This window comes from Paraburkholderia sediminicola, from assembly GCF_046030555.1.
Classification (GTDB): Bacteria; Pseudomonadota; Gammaproteobacteria; order Burkholderiales; family Burkholderiaceae; genus Paraburkholderia; species Paraburkholderia sediminicola_E.
Genome location: NZ_JAQQCH010000010.1, coordinates 228,428 through 244,983, shown reverse-complemented (window position 1 = coordinate 244,983; position 16,556 = coordinate 228,428). Strand labels below are relative to the sequence as shown.

17 protein-coding genes are annotated in these 16,556 nt (G+C 62.6%); 5 read left to right on the top strand and 12 right to left on the bottom strand.

From position 1 onward, the window contains the following. Positions 1 to 13: 13 nt before the first annotated feature. Together PQQ52_RS16865 and PQQ52_RS16860 are read right to left on the bottom strand one after the other, a co-directional pair. Entirely contained in the window at positions 14 to 1,315 is a 1,302-nt protein-coding gene (locus PQQ52_RS16865) for an MFS transporter (protein ID WP_408213334.1), read from the bottom strand. Between the two features lie 78 nt (positions 1,316 to 1,393). Next, a complete protein-coding gene (locus tag PQQ52_RS16860; RefSeq protein WP_408213332.1) occupies positions 1,394 to 2,173 on the bottom strand; it encodes a putative hydro-lyase in 780 nt (259 codons plus the stop codon). A 173-nt stretch (positions 2,174 to 2,346) separates the two neighbouring features. Between PQQ52_RS16860 and PQQ52_RS16855 the strand changes: the two genes are divergently transcribed. After that, entirely contained in the window at positions 2,347 to 3,285 is a 939-nt protein-coding gene (locus tag PQQ52_RS16855) for a LysR family transcriptional regulator (protein WP_408213329.1), read from the top strand. A gap of 30 nt (positions 3,286 to 3,315) precedes the next feature. Further along, positions 3,316 to 3,573, top strand: a complete 258-nt coding sequence (locus PQQ52_RS16850; protein WP_408213412.1) for a type II toxin-antitoxin system PemK/MazF family toxin — start codon at positions 3,316 to 3,318, stop codon at positions 3,571 to 3,573. A gap of 34 nt (positions 3,574 to 3,607) precedes the next feature. Here PQQ52_RS16850 and mdcH read toward each other — a convergent pair whose 3' ends face one another. The 8 genes from mdcH to PQQ52_RS16810 are packed head-to-tail and all read right to left on the bottom strand — an operon-like array spanning position 3,608 to position 10,653. Beyond that, positions 3,608 to 4,546: a malonate decarboxylase subunit epsilon gene (mdcH, locus tag PQQ52_RS16845; RefSeq protein WP_408213328.1), complete on the bottom strand. Its 939-nt coding sequence runs from the start codon at positions 4,544 to 4,546 to the stop codon at positions 3,608 to 3,610. Next, positions 4,546 to 5,253, bottom strand: coding sequence for a malonate decarboxylase holo-ACP synthase (locus tag PQQ52_RS16840; protein ID WP_408213325.1), 708 nt, complete (start codon positions 5,251 to 5,253; stop codon positions 4,546 to 4,548). Before PQQ52_RS16840 ends, mdcH begins: the two co-directional genes overlap by 1 nt. Beyond that, positions 5,253 to 6,068: a biotin-independent malonate decarboxylase subunit gamma gene (mdcE, locus tag PQQ52_RS16835; RefSeq protein ID WP_408213323.1), complete on the bottom strand. Its 816-nt coding sequence runs from the start codon at positions 6,066 to 6,068 to the stop codon at positions 5,253 to 5,255. The genes PQQ52_RS16840 and mdcE overlap by 1 nt, the downstream gene beginning before the upstream one ends. Further along, on the bottom strand, positions 6,065 to 6,943 hold the full coding sequence (locus PQQ52_RS16830; protein WP_408213321.1) for a biotin-independent malonate decarboxylase subunit beta: 879 nt from the start codon (positions 6,941 to 6,943) through the stop codon (positions 6,065 to 6,067). Before PQQ52_RS16830 ends, mdcE begins: the two co-directional genes overlap by 4 nt. Beyond that, positions 6,940 to 7,254 carry a malonate decarboxylase subunit delta gene (locus PQQ52_RS16825; RefSeq protein ID WP_408213318.1) on the bottom strand — a complete coding sequence of 105 codons (315 nt, stop codon included), beginning with the start codon at positions 7,252 to 7,254 and terminating at the stop codon, positions 6,940 to 6,942. The genes PQQ52_RS16830 and PQQ52_RS16825 overlap by 4 nt, the downstream gene beginning before the upstream one ends. After that, positions 7,242 to 8,198 carry a triphosphoribosyl-dephospho-CoA synthase gene (locus PQQ52_RS16820; protein ID WP_408213316.1) on the bottom strand — a complete coding sequence of 319 codons (957 nt, stop codon included), beginning with the start codon at positions 8,196 to 8,198 and terminating at the stop codon, positions 7,242 to 7,244. Before PQQ52_RS16820 ends, PQQ52_RS16825 begins: the two co-directional genes overlap by 13 nt. 2 nt (positions 8,199 to 8,200) lie before the next feature. Continuing rightward, positions 8,201 to 9,871: a malonate decarboxylase subunit alpha gene (gene mdcA / locus PQQ52_RS16815; protein ID WP_408213314.1), complete on the bottom strand. Its 1,671-nt coding sequence runs from the start codon at positions 9,869 to 9,871 to the stop codon at positions 8,201 to 8,203. A gap of 8 nt (positions 9,872 to 9,879) precedes the next feature. Next, on the bottom strand, positions 9,880 to 10,653 hold the full coding sequence (locus tag PQQ52_RS16810) for a GntR family transcriptional regulator (protein ID WP_408213312.1): 774 nt from the start codon (positions 10,651 to 10,653) through the stop codon (positions 9,880 to 9,882). A gap of 194 nt (positions 10,654 to 10,847) precedes the next feature. On the opposite strand from PQQ52_RS16810, the gene PQQ52_RS16805 reads away from it, so the two are divergent. From PQQ52_RS16805 to PQQ52_RS16795, 3 genes are all read left to right on the top strand, one after another. Beyond that, positions 10,848 to 12,146 carry an MFS transporter gene (locus PQQ52_RS16805; RefSeq protein WP_408213409.1) on the top strand — a complete coding sequence of 433 codons (1,299 nt, stop codon included), beginning with the start codon at positions 10,848 to 10,850 and terminating at the stop codon, positions 12,144 to 12,146. 264 nt (positions 12,147 to 12,410) lie between these two features. Further along, positions 12,411 to 12,707, top strand: coding sequence for a type II toxin-antitoxin system Phd/YefM family antitoxin (locus PQQ52_RS16800; RefSeq protein WP_408213309.1), 297 nt, complete (start codon positions 12,411 to 12,413; stop codon positions 12,705 to 12,707). 7 nt (positions 12,708 to 12,714) lie between these two features. After that, positions 12,715 to 12,966: a Txe/YoeB family addiction module toxin gene (locus tag PQQ52_RS16795; protein WP_408213307.1), complete on the top strand. Its 252-nt coding sequence runs from the start codon at positions 12,715 to 12,717 to the stop codon at positions 12,964 to 12,966. Positions 12,967 to 13,041: 75 nt separating this feature from the next. On the opposite strand, the gene PQQ52_RS16790 is transcribed toward PQQ52_RS16795, so the two are convergent. Beyond that, the gene (locus tag PQQ52_RS16790) at positions 13,042 to 15,177 is read right to left on the bottom strand and encodes a TonB-dependent receptor (protein WP_408213304.1); all 2,136 of its coding nucleotides are present in this window, start codon (positions 15,175 to 15,177) and stop codon (positions 13,042 to 13,044) included. Positions 15,178 to 15,570: 393 nt separating this feature from the next. Continuing rightward, positions 15,571 to 16,491, bottom strand: coding sequence for a DMT family transporter (locus tag PQQ52_RS16785; RefSeq protein WP_408213302.1), 921 nt, complete (start codon positions 16,489 to 16,491; stop codon positions 15,571 to 15,573). Positions 16,492 to 16,556: the final 65 nt, after the last annotated feature.

Here is a 16,556-nt window from a genome sequence, read left to right as displayed (position 1 = left end):
GAGGTAGTGCGACTTATGCGCGGAGTTCTCGCCCCCGCGTTTCCGGCAACGTCAGTGCGGCGAGGATTACGATACCGTATGCCGCTGCGGCGAATACGCCGATCGCGTGACCGAGCGTCATGGTCTGCGAGACGTAGCCGATCAGGAACGGAAACGTCGAGCCGGCCGCTCGTCCAAAGTTATAGCAGAACCCCTGGCCGGATCCGCGAATGCGCGTCGGAAACAGCTCGGTGAGGAACGCGCCCATTCCCGAGAAGATACCGGAGGCGCAGAAGCCAAGCGGAAAACCGAGCACGAGCATCGCGAAGTTATCGAGCGGCAGTTGCGTATAGATCAACGCGATCGCACACGAGGCCAGCGCGAACGCGATGAAAGCGCGCTTACGGCCGATCTTGTCGCTGACGTAGGCGCCCGTCAGATAGCCGCAGTACGAGCCGACGATCACCACACCCAGATAGCTGCCGGTGCCGATTACGCTCAGATGCCGCTCGGTTTTCAGATACGTCGGCAACCACGTGGTCACCGCGTAGTAGCCGCCTTGCACGCCAGTCGCGAGAATGGACGCACGCAGTGTCGTCCAGACGATATCGGCGCGGAAGATGTCGAGCAGCGAAGGGCGCGTTTGTGCCGCAGCCTGCGCTTCTTTCTGCTGCTTGTGCACCTCCGGCTCTTCGACGAAGCGACGGATCCAGATCACGAATGGCGCCGGCGCAATACCGATCGCGAACAGCACGCGCCACGCGTAATCGGCCGGTACCAGTGAAAACACGGCCATGAACAGCAGCGTCGATACGCCCCAGCCGATCGCCCACCCTGCCTGCACCAGACCCACCGCCTTGCCGCGATCACGCGGACGGATCACTTCGCCGATCAGCACCGCGCCCGCCGTCCACTCGCCGCCGAAGCCGAGCCCCATCAGTCCGCGCGCCCACAGCAACTGCGAAAAGTTTTGCGCCAGTGCGCAAGCCAGCGTGAACACCGCGAACCACAGAATCGTGATCTGCAAGGTCTTCACGCGGCCGATGCGATCCGACAGCACGCCGGCCGCCCAACCGCCGAGCGCCGAACTCAGCAGCGTGACCGTCCCGATGAGTCCGGCGTCGCCGCGCGTGATGCCCCATGTCGCGATCAGCGTCGGAATCACGAAGCTCAGAAATTGCGTGTCCATCGCATCGAGCACGTAGCCGATCTTGCAACTCCAGAACGCACGCTTCTCGCTTATGGAAATCTGCCGATACCACGCGAACGGCCCCTTCCCTGTGCCGGGTGCGTCGTAGCGCTCGGCGTCTGCGGTCAATTGCGCTTCGGTTTTCATGCCTGGGCTCCGGTCGTAGTCAATGGCCGTGTCTTGCTGCACGGCTTGTGGTTGGAATAGCGGAAAAGAACGCCGCAGCTAGAGAATCGCCAGCGTGGTGTTGGGAATATCGGTGACGAGCATGTGTCCCGGTTTGTGCGCGATTGCGAACGGCAAACGCGCGCTTTCTATCGCGGCCTGGGGTGTGACGCCACAGGCCCAGAACACGGGTAACTCGTCGCTGCGCACGTCGACTGCATCGCCGAAATCGGGCCGCGTGATGTCATCGATGCCGAGCAGCGAAGGATCGCCGATATGAACCGGCGCGCCATGTACCGCGGGAAAACGGCTGGTGATCTGAATGGCGCGGATCGCGTCGGCGGCTTTCATCGGCCGCATCGAGACCACGCGGTTGCCGCCGAACACGCCTGCGCTTACGTTGCGTTCATGCGTTCGATACATCGGCACGTTGACCTGCTGTTCGATATGGCGCAGCGGAATGCCTTCGCGCCGCAACATTTCTTCGAACGAAAACGAGCAGCCGATCGCGAACACCACCAGATCGTCGCGCCACAGTTCGTCGAGACTGCGCACCTCTTCGGCACGTTCGCCGCGGCGGTACACGTAAAACGCGGGGACGTCGTTGCGTATGTCGAGGTCGATACCGAGCGACGGAACGCGCCATTCGCCCGGTTCGCCGATGCCGAGCAACGGGCAAGCCTTCGGATTGAGCGTGCAGAAGCGCAGGAAGTCGTCGGCGTATTGGCTCGGCAGGATGGCGAGATTGGCTTGCGCATAGTCGCCACAGTAGCCCGCAGTCGGCCCGTGCAGGCGGCGACTGCGAATCTGCTGACGAAACTCGGATGGCGTGTAGGACATAAACGGCTCGACTCCAGCTAGGTCCGGGTGACTGATGGAGCCCAGAGTAGTAACGCCAAAAATATCTATCCAGCGAGTTATTATTGTGTTTCGTTAAATTAAACTTAACAGCATCGAAGTTGTTTCACGGTGATGATCGAGTGCTTCGGGTCGCTGTTGGGAGAGTGAATGCAATGAATACCCGCTTTGTCGAAACGTTTCTGACGCTCGCTCGTCTGGGGAGTTTTCGCGCAACCGCCGCTGCAATGCACGCGACGCCCGCCGCGATTTCGCTACGCATCAAAACGCTTGAGGCAGAGTTGGGCGTCGAGTTGATCGAGCGCGACGCCGCGGAATTTCAACTCACGGTGGATGGCGAGCGGCTGCTCGCGCATGCGCGGTCGGTAGTGCAGGCTACCCGCTCGCTGCAACTGGCCGCGCAGGACGGAACCCGGGTGGCGAAGCGGCTGCGGCTCGGCGTAGTCGAAACGGTGGTGCACAGCTGGTTGCCCGACTACATCCGGATGCTGAATGTCGAGTACAACCGCATCGTCGTAGACCTGACCGTCGACTCGAGCGCTGTACTTGGGCCCCGGCTGCGTGCGGGCGAACTGGATCTCGTCATTCAGGTGGAGGAAACCGGCGAGCAGGAAGCCTCGATTGTTTCGACCTTGCTGGCGAGTTACCCGGTGCGCTGGATCGCGCGCAGCGACCTGATTCCGGCGAGTCGCGCGAAACATGTGCAGACGGTCTTGCAGAAACCCGTGCTGACGTTCGGCCGTGGCACCGCGCCGCAAATCGCGGTGGAAGCGATCGTGGCGGCGCTCGCGAAGCGCGCCGGCGTGCCGTTTGCGGACACTCAGGTGACCTGCATGCCCTCGGTGGCGGTGATCGTGAAACTGTTGCGCGATGGCTATGGGATTGCGGCGGTGCCGGCCCTGTTCGTCGAACCTTTCCTGAGCAGCGGCGAACTGGGGCAATTGCAGGTGCGTCCGTTGCCGCCGCCAATCGACGTTGCGATGTACTACCGGGACGATGCCGACGTCGGCGTGCTGGCGGCTGCGCGCGTCGCGCGCAGCGCGTGTGATCAGTATGCGAAGGTAATGGGGCGGCCGTTGATCGAGCGGCGGTGAGGCGGCTGATCATCAAAGCACGCCAAACACATCATTCGTCCTTGTGTGGTTATTTCGCCGGCCGAGTTGCACGATCACCTGCGCACGGTCATTGTCGCGCCTATGACCACGGCCGGCCGTGCGGCACCTTTTCGTGTCCCGCTCACATTCATGCGCAAGAAGGGTTTGATCCTGCTCGATCAGATTCGCACGGTAGACAAGACGCGGCTTGTGAAGCGCGCCGGTGCGGTGTCGGATACGGCGCTATCGAATGCGTTGTCCACGCTGCAGGAAATCTTCGTCGAGTGAGTGATGGTGGGCGCGTCGGCCGAATGGCCGCGTCCTAAAGCCCATCCATGCCGAGGCGCCGACGTGCCGTAGCGACCAGCTTGTCGAACGAGTAGGCACTCGCAGCGAGTGCGGTGGTATCTGGAAAGTTCTCTCGCGCAATGTCCGTCAACACCTGGCCCGGCGGGGCTTCGATCAGCACGTGGGCGCCCATTTCCTGCATGACGGTGAGCGCATCGAACCAACGTACGGTGTAGCGCATATTGGTCGCGAGATCGTCGCGAATGGCCTCAGCCGTGTACAACGGGCGGCCGCCGCGATTGCCGATATAGGTGCTTTGCGGCAGGTGAAAAGGTAGGGTTTGCGCGTACGCAACCAGTTCGTCCGTGGCATGCGCCAGCAGTTCGCAATGCGACGGCACGCTCACCGCAAGACGGGTGGCCTTGCGTGCGCCTGCCGCGAGAGCGCGTTCGATAAACCTGTCCAGCGCGGTATTCGGCCCCGCCATAACGATCTGACGCGGCGCATTCACATTGCCCACATAGACACGTTGATTGCCCGCATCCACATGCTGCGCAGCGAGTGTTTCCAGTTGGTGTTCGGTCAAACCCGACACAGCCGCGAGACCGTAGCCGGACGGGTACGCTGTCTCCATCAATTCTGCGCGCTTGCGAACCATCTTTAACGCGTCGCCAAAGTGAACCGCGCCGCAACTGACCGCTGCTGCATACGCGCCCACCGACAAACCCGCGCTGATCGCCGGCATGAGCTGTTCATCTGCCAGCGCGCGCGTGATCGCCACGCCCGCAACTGTCAAACTGATCTGAACGGCTACGGTCGAACGCAGCGCGTCCGCGGTGTCGAGCGTGAGTACGTCGATGCCGAGCACCTCAGACGCTTCTTCGAGGGTGTCACGTACAGCGTGGTGCTGCGGCAGACGGTTCAGGAATCCGTCCGTCTGTGCGCCTTGGCCGGGAAACAGAAGGGCAAGCATCAGGCGTCGCCGTGAACGGGCGCCCACGGATCGGCAATCAGTTGCGGGCCGCGAGCGTGGCGTGCCATCACGCGTGTCTTGCCCGCTGCCCACTCGGCGAGCGCAATTCCCCCCGCAGGTGTTTCCAGTTGCGTGTCCACGCGAATGCCGGCGTGTTGCGCGACTGCCCGCAGATCGTTCAGCAAGTGAATGGCAGCATGGTGCGAGAGTTTTTCCGGCGCGCGAATCAGCAGATCGAGATCGCTCGAGGACGTGACCGTGGGTGCCTGACTTGCGAGTTCGAAGCCGGTGCTGCCAGTTGGCCCCCAGACGAACCCAGCCAATGGGCCGACCGCGTCGCCGCCGACCGCGTCGCGTTGTAATACGGCAAGGGCCGTGAAAGCAGGCAACGCAGTGCGTTCCGCAAGAGGGCTGCGTTGCGCTAACGCTTCCGGTGGCACGGCGGTTTCGATGTCGTCCTGATGCACCCAGGTGCCGTAACGCTGCGACCGCTCCGCACCGCGCAAGCCGATTGCAACGAAGCCATCAGCGGCCAGCGCGCGTCTCACGACTGCGTACGGCGCGCGCTCGAAAGACCCGCGAACCCACGCGGGTTCACCGTCGAATTGCGTTAAGCGGTGCAAACGCAGCAGATCATGCGGCTGCCACCGCGCGTCGCACGACAACGCGTGATCCGCTGCAAACGGTGGCGCTGCGCAGACCTGCATTACACGGCATCCCATTGTTCGGCGAGACGCCGCCGCACTTCGATGGACGCTGCACGATTCTTTTGAGCTGCTGCCGATTCGAGACGATGTGACAGATCGGATCTTCCATCGCGCGCGCTGTGAATCTGTTCGGTCAACACCTGACGCACGCGCTCGATTTGCGCGGCATCCGGCGCATCGGCGTCGACCCCTCCGATCAGTTGATCGAGCAGACCGAGTTTGGCGAACGAGGTCATCGAGTACGACATCGGCACGATGGTTTCGCCGAGGGCGTCGAGTGCTTCGACGGTGCGCCGTGTGACGCGGGCGGCCGCTTCCTTGCCCATTGCATGGACCATCGTGCCGGGTGCGTCGAGTGCAACGATCCGGTTGGCCTGATAGCCGTGCGCGAGGAATGCGCCCGACATGGCGGGCCCGACGATCAGCGCGATCACCGGATGCCCGGCGTCGCGCGCCGATGCATACGCATCGACCGCGGCGGCGCAGGCGAGGTGAATACCGAGCATTTCTTCGCGGTAGCCGTACGCCTGACTTTTGACATTGACGATCGCGACGATCGGGCGGCGCGTGCCACTCGTTTTGTCCTGCGCGATGACCTCGCGTACAGCGCGCGCGAGCTGCCAGCCTTGCTCGAGACCGACGACGTTATCGGTCGCGCGCGGAAAGCGGTTGTCGGGATCGGGGACGACCGCAATGAAGCGTGCGGTCTCGCCGCCGAGCGACGCATCGCCGCTCCATACGGGGGCCTTGCCGGACGGTCGGCCGGCCAGTGCATGAAACCAGCGCGCACCGCGACTGAGGGTGATGTCGTTCATGCCTGCTCCTTGCGCGCGGTGTTCTGGACTTGCGGGTTGTACACGTCGCGCATCGTTTCCGGCGTGACGCTGGCCGGGTCGATCTGCGCAAGGCGATTCAGAAACGTGTCGACCTGTTCGCTGCGATGCGCGGCCGGCAGTCCTTGAGTGAATGCGGACCGCACGGCGGCGCGCACGGCGTCCGCATCGTCGTCGACCAGTTGATCGGCGAGCGCGGTCGCAGCCCGTTGTTCGCCGCCGATCAACTGCCACACGCGGCGCCGATCGCTCGCATCGAGTTCTTCGATGCCGGCTTCCTGTTCGATCACTTCGGGGCCGTTCATGCCGAGCCGCCCCTGCTTCGTCACGACGAGATATGAGCACAAGGCCGCGGCAAGCGACATCCCGCCGAAGCAACCGACCATCCCCGCGATCACACCAACCACCGGCACATGCCGGCGCAGCGCGACAATCGCGGCCTGCATCTCGGCGATCACCGCGAGGCCGAGGTTGGCTTCCTGAAGCCTCACACCACCGGTTTCGAACAGTACGACAGGGCGCACGATCTTGCCGCGTTCGCAGTCACGCAGGGCCATTTCGAGTGCGGCGGCGATCTTGCTGCCCGACACTTCGCCGATGCTTCCACCCTGGAACGCGGACTCGATCGCCGCGACAACGGCGGGTTCGCCGTCGATAGTGCCGCGCGCGATCACGCAGCCGTCATCCGCCTGGCAGACGACGCCTTGCAGCGGCAGCCACGGTGACTCGATCTTGTCGAACGGTCCGAGCAGTTCGCGGAACGTGCCGGCGTCGAGCAGCGAACGGGCGCGCTCACGCGCGGACAATTCAATGAAACTTTCGCGCAGCATCGACGCGGGACGTGCAGTGGTCGTCATGCGCCGTCTCCCTGTTCGGCGGCTTCGATGGCTTCGGCAAGCCGCAATGCCACGACCCCGGGCGTCGCGCCGAAGTCGTTGATATCGATTTGCGCCGCGCCGTCGTAGCGCGTGAAGAAGCGGTCGAGTACGCTTTTCCAGATGTGGCTGTAGCCGTCGACACTGGTGCGCACGACTACGTGCGCGGTCAGGGCCGCGCAGTTTTCAGCGGGCGACAACAGGACTTCCAGATCGCCCGAACCGACCACACCGACATGCGCGCGGGTCGTGACGGCGCGTTGCGCCGGATAGTCGAAGGTCAGATGTTCCATGAGGCTGAGCTCCCACTGGCGTCGTGATGCGCCAGCATATCGAGAAAGAGGGTGGCGGCAAGCAGATCGGCTGCGCCGCCAGGCGACGCGTTGAGCGACAGCAATGTGTGTTCGAGCGCGACGAGGGCGGTGTGGCCGTCCGGCGTCGAGCTTCCGCCCGCTTGCAGCACGCGGCGCGCGCCTTGTTGTGCCGCGTGCAAACCAGGCAAACCCGCACGATGCAGCAGGCAGGTGTCGTCGAGCGACACCATGATCGAGAGCAGGGCGTCGATGCGCGCGGCGTTCTCGTCGACGCCGCTGGCCCGCGCTGCGAGCAACGCGGGCAAACCGATATCGATGACGTGCGGGAAACCGTCTTGTGCCTCACGGCGCGCTCCGCCGACCTGATAGCGTTGCCGTGCTCGCTCGCCGTGACTATCGGCGGGCGCGGCGAAGCGATCCGGGAAGCAGGCAATCTGCGCGGCAAGTGTGCAGACGTGCGATGCGTTCAGACGCGCGGCGCTGCCTGGCATCGACGCACCCGCCACCAGCAGGCCGACGATCCAGATCGCGCCGCGATGCGCGTTGCTGCCGCGGGTGGCATGCAGCATGGCCTGCTCGCCGGTGCGGCCGATCTGCGCGAGTTCAGCACGCAAAAGCGCGGAGGGCTCACGCTGGCGGCGCGCTGCACGCGCCAGCGCCGCGAAGGTCGGTTCGAGCGCATGCGCCGAGCGCAGCATGGTGGCGAGATCGAGGTCGCGATGCGCGCCACTGCCGCGCCGGTCGACCAGTGCGGGTTTCGGCGTGAGTTGCGCTTCTTCGATCAGCGCGGTGACCGCGTAACGTGCAAGCTGAGCGTCGGGCAGTCCCGTCTGCCGTACCACAGCAGCGCGGGGCGCGAGTTCACCTTTCGCTCCCGGCGCAGCGTCGGCCTCACGCTCGAGCAAAGCTTCGCGCGAGCCCATCGTCACCAGCTCCTGAAGCGAGCCGGTGGCGCGTACAGGCCACCCGACCACGTCACCAGATCGTCGATGCTGCGTGCCGCCAGCAGCGAACGCTTTGCTTCGCCGCGCCGAATGCCGAGATCTTCCGGATACGCGACGATGCCGCGCCGGCGCAACTCAGCGGTCTTCTCCGGCTTGGCGCGCAGGCCGATCGGCGTCACGCCGGCCACGGCAGCGAGTGCCGCGCGCCGCTCGTCGATCCCTTCGGCTTTATGCAAATAGGCGATGCCTTCTTCGGTGACGACATGGCTCACGTCGTCGCCGTAGATCATCACGGGCGCGATCGGCATGCCGCTTTTCGCACCGACGGCGACCGCATCGAGTTCATCGACGAAGGTCGGCTCGCCGCCTTTCTTGTACGTCTCCGCCATCTGCACGACCAGCTTCTGCCCACGCGAGACCGGACCTTGGTCTTTGAGCAGCTTGAGCCACGCTTCGCTCGAATGACGCCGGCCGCGCGGATCGTGGCCCATGTTCGGCGCACCACCAAAACCGGCAAGGCGGCCGCGCGTCACCGTTGATGAATTTGCGTCTGCATCGATCTGCAAGGTTGAGCCGATAAACAGATCGACGCCGTACTGCCCGGCCAGTTGGCACAGCACTCGGTTCGAGCGCAGGCTGCCATCGTTACCCGTGAAAAACACGTCGGGGCGCGCTTCGATGTACGCCTCCATGCCGACTTCGCTACCGAAGCAATGGATGCTGTCAACCCAGCCCGATTCGATCGCGGGGATCATCGTGGGATGTGGATTGAGTGTCCAGTTGCGGCAGATTTTCCCCTTCAGGCCGAGCGATTCGCCGTAGGTGGGCAGCAGCAATTCGATCGCCGCGGTATCGAAGCCGATGCCGTGATTCAGCGAGCTCACGCCATACGGCTCGTAGATGCCGCGGATCACCATCATCGCGGTGAGCACCTGCAAGTCGCCGATATGACGCGGATCGCGGGTGAACAAAGGCTCGACAGCGAACGGTCTGTCGGCTTGCACGACCACGTCGACCCATGAACCCGGAATATCGACGCGCGGTAATTCATCGACGATCTCGTTGACCTGCACGATCACGATGCCGTGCCGGAACGCGGCGGCCTCAGCGATAGTCGGCGTGTCTTCCGTATTCGGGCCGGTGTACAGATTGCCGTGACGGTCAGCTTTTTCCGCGCACAGCAGCGCGACGTGCGGCGTGAGATCGACGAACATCCGCGCGTACAACTCAACGTACGTATAGATCGAGCCGATTTCCAGCTGGCCGTCTTCCAGCAGTTGCGCGACGCGCAAACTCTGCGGCCCGGCAAACGAGAAATCGACCTTGTGCGCGATGCCGCGCTCGAACAGCGTCAGATGTTCAGGGCGACCGATGCTCGATATCAGCAGATGCACGTCGTGAATCTTTTGCGGATCCGCCTTGGCGAGCGAACGGGACAGGAAGTCGGCCTGCTTCTGGTTGTCGCCTTCGAGCGCGACGCGGTCGCCCGGTTTAATCAGTGTTTCGAGTGCATCGACGATGCGGTTTGTCGGCAGGACGCCGTCTTCCAGCCACGGTGCAATGGCCGCAAGGCGACGGTTCTTTTCGTCGCGGCGCGTGGTCCAGGAGCGTGCGGTGGTGGAAGCTTCGGCGGCTTCGGCGGGTCGGTTCATCGGCGGATTCAACTCCCGGTGGTAGTGCGCGTGCGTCTGGCGCGCGGCTTGGGTTCGTTTGCAAGCGCGGCTTCCGCCTGCGCGCGTTCGGTCAGGAAACGATGGAGCAGGTCGCCGGTGCCGAGCAGATGCGCGACGACCAGAGACTGTGCCGCAGGAATATCACGGCGTTTGACAGCCTCGAGCAAGGCGGTGTGTTCATTGTCCGACTCGCCTTTGTACGACGGCAAGCCGAACTTCAGACGCAGATACCGTTCGCCGCGCCGATGCAGCGTGCCGATCATATCTTCGAGTTGCGGACGGGCGGCGGGCGCATACAGGCTCATATGAAACGCCACATTGTGTGCGACGTACAACGACGGGTCCGACTCGCGTTCGGCGGCGCGGCACAGGCTCGCTGATTCCCGCAGCGTGGCGGCGGTGTGATTCGGAATCGCGAGGCCGATGGCGAGGCTCTCCAGCGCGGAGCGGATTTCGTAGATTTCACGTGCCTCATCCGCCGACAGCGGCGCGACAGTCGCGCCTTTATGCACGGCGGCTCTCGCCCAGCCTTCGCTTTCGAGCTGGCGCAGGGCCTCGCGCACGGGAATGGCGCTGACCGAGAAATGCCGCGCGATTGCGTCCTGCCGCAGCGGCGCGCCAGGCGCCAGCGTGCCGTCGACAATCGCCGCGCGCAGCGCCTCCGCGATGACGCGGGACGTGCTCTCACGCGGCGCCGCCGCGGGTAGAAGCGGACTGTGCGCCGGGGCGTCCAGGGGAAAACCATCTATTGCGTCGCTCATAAGATCAAATATTATATATAAAAATGCGCGCTTTGCAGGCGGGCAAACCCGGAAAGTTTTTTAGCACCGGCGACCCGCGGTGTGTCTCAACGTTATACGGGGCACATCGATCCACCAACAGGCACGCCACCCGTCGTTCCCTTTATGTAAGCCAGGTACGCCACGTACGCCAACCGCAGGGCCGGAGGAGCATGATGAATTCACTAACCGACCGCACGCCGGTCGTTCGGCGCCGCACGCCGCTCAATCGTTCGCAGATCGCAGGGTTTTGGGGAGCATGGGCCGGCTGGACGCTCGACGGGATGGACTCCTTCATCTACGCGCTCGTGTTGACGCCGGCGTTGACCGAGTTGCTGCCGCGCTCGGGGTACGCCGCGACGCCCGCGAATGTCGGCCTCGCCGGCTCAATCCTGTTCGCGCTGTTTCTGGTCGGCTGGGGGCTGTCGTTCATCTGGGGGCCATTGGCGGACCGCTTCGGCCGCACCAAGGTGCTGGCGGGCACCATTTTCACGTTCGCTATTTTCACGGGACTTGCCGCGACCTCGCACAACGTGTGGGAGCTCGCCATTTACCGCTTCATTGCCGGGGTCGGCATTGGCGGCGAGTGGGCGTTGGCGGGGACGTATGTGGCCGAAGCATGGCCGGAAGATCGCCGCAAGATGGGCGCGGGTTATCTGCAAACGGGTTATTACGCGGGATTCTTCCTCGCGGCGGCGCTCAACTACACGATCGGCGTGCATTACGGCTGGCGCGCGATGTTCCTGACCGGCGCCGTGCCGGTCGTGGTCGCGATCCTGGTGCTGCTGCGCGTGAAGGAATCGGAGAAGTGGCAGAAGGCGGAGGCGGGCACTGTGCGCGCCAAACCGCTGCGCGAAATCCTCGGGCCAGCGTATCGGCGCCGCACGTGGGTCGCGTGCATTCTGCTGACGATCGCGATTATCGGGTTATGGGCGGGCGCGGTGTACGAACCATCGGCTGTGATTCAACTGGCGACGAAGGCGGGCATGGCGAAGAACGATGCGATCAGGACGGCGTCGCTGGCAACCGGTTTGCTGTCGATTGCGACGATTCTCGGTTGTCTTGCGCTGCCGCCGCTGGCTGAGCGCTTCGGCCGCAAGAAGACGCTGGCGTTTTACTTTACGGGTATGGCGATATCGATTGTCGGCAGTTTCGGCTGGGCGTTCTATCTGCCGAACGGGCTCGCGCCGTTTATTGCATGGCTCTTCGTGCTGGGTTTCTTCGGCGGTAATTTCGCGCTGTTCAGCTTGTGGCTGCCGGAACAGTTCGAGACCCGCGTACGGGCGACGGCGTTTGCATTCTGCACGTCGTTCGGACGGTTTATCGGAGCGGGGGTCAACTTTTTACTCGGCGCGGCGGTGCTGCATATGCATACGCTCGGCCTGCCGGTGGCGCTGACGGCGCTGGCGTTTATCGTCGGCCTGTTCGTGATTCCGTTCGCGCCGGAGACGAAGGGGGAGGTGTTGCCGCAGTGAGGTTGGCCGTTTGGCTGAGTGGCGCGCACGATCGCTAGCGGGCATGCTTCCTATTATTAGACGACGTCTTCCTGCGTAGTTTTCGGTTTGCTGATCTGTACGTAACTCTGTACAATGATTGCGGTGGTTCAGTGTGGCTTTGCTGCTGTGAACTGCCGCTTCATTTGGCAGCCTTCGGGGTACAGGTACTCTGTTCGGCGGTGGAAACGTCTCTAATTTTTGACAGGAGCGACTGGGGGAAAACCTCTCAGATCGAGAAAACGAATGAACGTCCTTACTTACAGCGAGGCGCGTGCCGGCTTTAAGCAAGCGATGGACGACGTCTGCCGCGATCACACGCCCATGCTGATAACCCGGCAGAGCGGAGAAAATGTGGTCATGGTTTCGCTCGAGGATTTCAATGCGATGCAAGAAACCTTGTATCTCCTGAGTTCTTCGAAGAATGCCCAGCGGCTCGCCAGGTCCATCTCCCAGTTGAGTGCCGGTGGTGCGTCCCCGCGCGAACTGCTGACCGATGAACAAACAAAGAAGCCGCAACGAGGAGGCCGCAAAGGCGGATAGTGTTTTTATGTTCACCGATGAAGCATGGGACGACTATCGGTATTGGCAGGAAACTGATCGCAAAGTCTTACGCAAAATCAATACTCTGCTAGAGGAGTGCCGGCGCGATCCTTACTGCGGCACCGGAAAACCGGAGGCGCTTGTCGGCAGCTTAAGCGGCTTCTGGTCAAGACGCATTACTCACGCTGATCGCCTGGTCTACTTGCCGAGAGACGGAAAGGTCTATGTGATCGCTTGCCGTTTCCACTACGACGACTAAAAAAAACCGGGCACATTCCCCGGTTTTTTTGTTTGACGCATCAACGCGTGCAGCGCGTGCCACGCGTTACAACAATCACATATGCCACCGTGCCGACACCGTCAGCGTGCGCGGCGCGCCGGGCATGTTGTACATATCCGCGTTGCCGTGCGCAGCAATGAAGTACTTGCGGTCGAACAGGTTATCCAGCGTTAATGCCACGTCCACGTTCTTGCCGTGATACCCCGCGCCGAGATCGAACGTCACGAAAGAAGGCAACGTGACCGCATCGCTCGCTGACGTATAGCGCGCCGACTGGAACTGCGCCCCGCCCGCTGCATAGAAACCGTACTTCAGATCGCGCTTGATCCACACGCTTGCGCTATGACGCGGCATCAAGCCTGGCGTGTTGTCGTGTAGCACCAGTCCCGCGGAACTCGCTTGCGGCGAGCCATCGACGTTTCCATTCAGATACGCATAGCCCGCATAGACGGACCACTTGGGCGCGATCTCACCCGTTGTAGACAGTTCCAGTCCGCGTACGTGCTGCGTACCGATCGGCAGGGCGTAGGTCGGGTTGGACGGATCGGCGATCTGCTGATTGGTCTGCTTCATGTCGAATAGCGCGATACTCGCGCTCGCGCGGCCCAGATCGAACTTCGAGCCGACTTCGAAGCTGGTCGTCTTCTGCGGCGCCAGCGCCGAACCGTTCGCGAATGCGCCGCTGCTGATCAGCGTATCGGCGAGCGGTGAGAACGACTGGCTATACGACGCGTACAGCGATACCCAGTCGAGCGGTTCGTAAATCAATCCGACACGCGGACTCCACGCGCGATCCGTGCGGTCCAGATTCACGTGCGCCGACGTGTAGTCGTTGCGGGTCTGCGTCAGATAGTCGAAGCGCAGGCCGGCGAGAATCTTCCAGTGCTCGGTCAGCGAGATCAGATCTTGTGCGTAGACGCCGGCGAGTCCCAGCACGGTCGATGCATTCGTCTTCGCCGCCGTGCCCGGCTTCACACCCGGCAAATCGATGAGTTGCGGATCAAACAGATTGTAGGTCGCGACCTTGTTGGTCGAGTAGATGGTGTCGAATTTCTGCTGCTGCGACAGTTCAACGCCGTATAGCAACTCGTGCTTCATACCGAACAGTGTGGTTTTCTGCGTCAATTCGAAGAGACCGTCCACGCCGTGATCCTGACGAAAGCGGGTGCTTTGATCGAGCGTGACGACGGGATTCGGCGCCGTCTTGATCGGCTCGTACGTGACGTAGTTTTTGCGTTCGAGCGAAAAGTCGTACGCGCGCACGGCAGTGTGCAACGACAGCGAATCGTTGAAACGATGATCGAGCGACGCGGTCGCGCTCTTCGCATCGATATCGTTATAGGACGTGTTCGCGGCGTTTGCCGAGCCGTAATACGTGTTGATCGGCACGTTGACCGGGCGGCCGAGGTAGGCGGGCAAGCCCTGATCCGAGGTGCGGCGGTCGTGCAGATAATCGGCTTCCAGATTGAGCGTGGTGTCTTTATCGATACGGAACTGCGCGGACGGCGCCACGGCTTGCCGGTTCAACTGGAACTGATCGCGAAAGCTGTTCGAATTCTCAGCGGCGCCGGTGATGCGAAAACGCGCCGCATCGTTCGCATTCCAGCCGAGATCGAATTCGCCACGCCGTTCGCCTTCAGTGCCGAGTGTCACGCCCACGGCTTGCTGTGGATCCGCGGTCGGCTTCTTCAGTACGCGGTTGATCAGGCCGCCGGCCGAGCCGCGTCCATAGAGTACGGCTGCGGGCCCCTTCAGCACGTCGACACGTTCGACGTTCGACAGATCGCGATAGTAGAGTGCATCGTCGCGAATACCGTCGACGTATTGATCGGTGATGTTGTTAAAGCCACGCAAGGTGATCTGATCACGCTGGCCGTCGCCAACCGAAAAGCCGATGCCCGGTACATTGCGCAACGCGTCCTGCAACGAGGTCGCGTTCTGTTCGTCGAGCAGTGCGCGCGGCACGACGTTGATCGTCTGCGGCACGTCCATCAACGACATGTTCATCTTCGTCGCAGTGTTCGAGGTGCCCGAGTCGTACGAGCGATCGGCTGCGGCTTTGACGGCGATGGCGGGCAGCGTGCTGTCGGTCGCGGCGGCAGGCGGAACTTCCTGCGCCAGCAAAGGTTTGGCGCTGGCAAGTGAAGTGGCGAGCAGGAGCGCGCGGTAGGTATTCTTGTTGACGTTCATGGCAACGTTCTTCGAGTGTGGATCGGTGGTGTTATTGGTTTTGGCGTACAGCGAAAGCGGTGATGTAAAAGCACCGGCGGGCGCAAAAACGGCGCAAGCAGGCGCGCACGGCCACGCAAAGGTCGTGTGATCGGTCAGTCAAGACGAAGTGGTGAATTCCCCTGTTGCTGTCGAACGAATCCGGAAATTGAAACGGCCGGGGCGCCGTGTGTCAGCGCGTGAGATGCGCTGGCGTGACATCGGCTGCCTCGGAATGGCATGTCGATGTGGGGATGGGAGGTACAGCAGAAGCCGGATCAGTGCCCGGCTCGTAATATTTTGAAATTATAAACGAGAATTATTCTCGACTGCGGGAAATGAATGGAAGCTGTGGGGTTTTTGTATGCTCAACGCTCAATCCGCGTGATGCCGCGCCCGCCCGCCGGGACGCAGCGCTGAAAGCAGCGGCCAGCCGAGATTCACGCCGAGGCTGGCGATCACGATCAACGCCATGCCCGCGAGTTGCGGCAGCGTCAGTGCCCGTCCATACACAACGGCATCGACCACGATCGCTGTCAGCGGATAGACGAACAGCAGCACGGCGATGATCGGCGTGGTTAGCTTCGGCAGCGCGCCGTAGATCAGCACATACGACAGCCCCGTATGCAGCACGCCCATGCCGACCAGCCAGAACCACTGCATCGGTCCGATATGCACGGCAGTCAGCGGCGCGATGAACGGCAGGCACACTACGCCGACTGCACACTGCGCGAGCGTCAGCAGATGCGGCCGCAAATTGCCGAGTCCTTTGGCAATCAGCGTGACGCTCGCGTACAGCACCGATCCCGCCAATGCCTCACCGATGCCGATCAGATAGCTCGTGTGACCCTGCAGATTCTCGGTAGCCGCAACGCCTGAGGCCAGAACAAGCCCCACGAACGCGGTCGCGATCCAGCCGAGCCGGTCGACTCCGAGGCGCTCGTTGAACAGCGCCGCGCCCATCAGCACGACCCAGAACGGCTGCACATGAAATACCACCGTCGCCACCGCAATGCTGGTGCGATGAATCGCGTCGAAGAAACCGACCCATTGCGTGACCATCAGCACGCCGGAGATCAGCGCGAGCGCGACGGTGCGCCGCGTGAAATGCGCTCGTGTGAAGAAACCTTTCCACGCGCAATACGCGGCGAGCGACAGGAAACCGAACAGGCAGCGAAAGAACACCAGCGTCAGCGCGCCGAGCCGCGCTTCCTCGACGAAGATGCCGAGCGTGCCCATCAGAAGCCCGCCGCTGGCCAGCGTAATAGCGCCTTGTTGACGTTGGGTGAGGGACATGCGAAGCAGCTCCGGAAGTGGGTCACATAAGGTGGAGTCACAAGTATTGCGCCGCTTGCATGGCA

What these genes read in the sequence shown, in the direction of transcription:
- PQQ52_RS16860 (WP_408213332.1), bottom strand. Translation starts at nt 2,173, where the DNA reads ATGTCCTACACGCCATCCGAGTTTCGTCAGCAGATTCGCAGTCGCCGC.
- mdcA (WP_408213314.1), bottom strand. Translation starts at nt 9,871, where the DNA reads ATGAACCGACCCGCCGAAGCCGCCGAAGCTTCCACCACCGCACGCTCC.
- mdcH (WP_408213328.1), bottom strand. Translation starts at nt 4,546, where the DNA reads ATGCTTGCCCTTCTGTTTCCCGGCCAAGGCGCACAGACGGACGGATTC.
- PQQ52_RS16840 (WP_408213325.1), bottom strand. Translation starts at nt 5,253, where the DNA reads ATGCAGGTCTGCGCAGCGCCACCGTTTGCAGCGGATCACGCGTTGTCG.
- PQQ52_RS16810 (WP_408213312.1), bottom strand. Translation starts at nt 10,653, where the DNA reads ATGAGCGACGCAATAGATGGTTTTCCCCTGGACGCCCCGGCGCACAGT.
- PQQ52_RS16820 (WP_408213316.1), bottom strand. Translation starts at nt 8,198, where the DNA reads ATGGGCTCGCGCGAAGCTTTGCTCGAGCGTGAGGCCGACGCTGCGCCG.
- PQQ52_RS16855 (WP_408213329.1), top strand. Translation starts at nt 2,347, where the DNA reads ATGAATACCCGCTTTGTCGAAACGTTTCTGACGCTCGCTCGTCTGGGG.
- PQQ52_RS16800 (WP_408213309.1), top strand. Translation starts at nt 12,411, where the DNA reads ATGAACGTCCTTACTTACAGCGAGGCGCGTGCCGGCTTTAAGCAAGCG.
- PQQ52_RS16825 (WP_408213318.1), bottom strand. Translation starts at nt 7,254, where the DNA reads ATGGAACATCTGACCTTCGACTATCCGGCGCAACGCGCCGTCACGACC.
- PQQ52_RS16790 (WP_408213304.1), bottom strand. Translation starts at nt 15,177, where the DNA reads ATGAACGTCAACAAGAATACCTACCGCGCGCTCCTGCTCGCCACTTCA.
- PQQ52_RS16805 (WP_408213409.1), top strand. Translation starts at nt 10,848, where the DNA reads ATGAATTCACTAACCGACCGCACGCCGGTCGTTCGGCGCCGCACGCCG.
- PQQ52_RS16865 (WP_408213334.1), bottom strand. Translation starts at nt 1,315, where the DNA reads ATGAAAACCGAAGCGCAATTGACCGCAGACGCCGAGCGCTACGACGCA.
- PQQ52_RS16830 (WP_408213321.1), bottom strand. Translation starts at nt 6,943, where the DNA reads ATGACGACCACTGCACGTCCCGCGTCGATGCTGCGCGAAAGTTTCATT.
- PQQ52_RS16795 (WP_408213307.1), top strand. Translation starts at nt 12,715, where the DNA reads ATGTTCACCGATGAAGCATGGGACGACTATCGGTATTGGCAGGAAACT.
- PQQ52_RS16785 (WP_408213302.1), bottom strand. Translation starts at nt 16,491, where the DNA reads ATGTCCCTCACCCAACGTCAACAAGGCGCTATTACGCTGGCCAGCGGC.
- mdcE (WP_408213323.1), bottom strand. Translation starts at nt 6,068, where the DNA reads ATGAACGACATCACCCTCAGTCGCGGTGCGCGCTGGTTTCATGCACTG.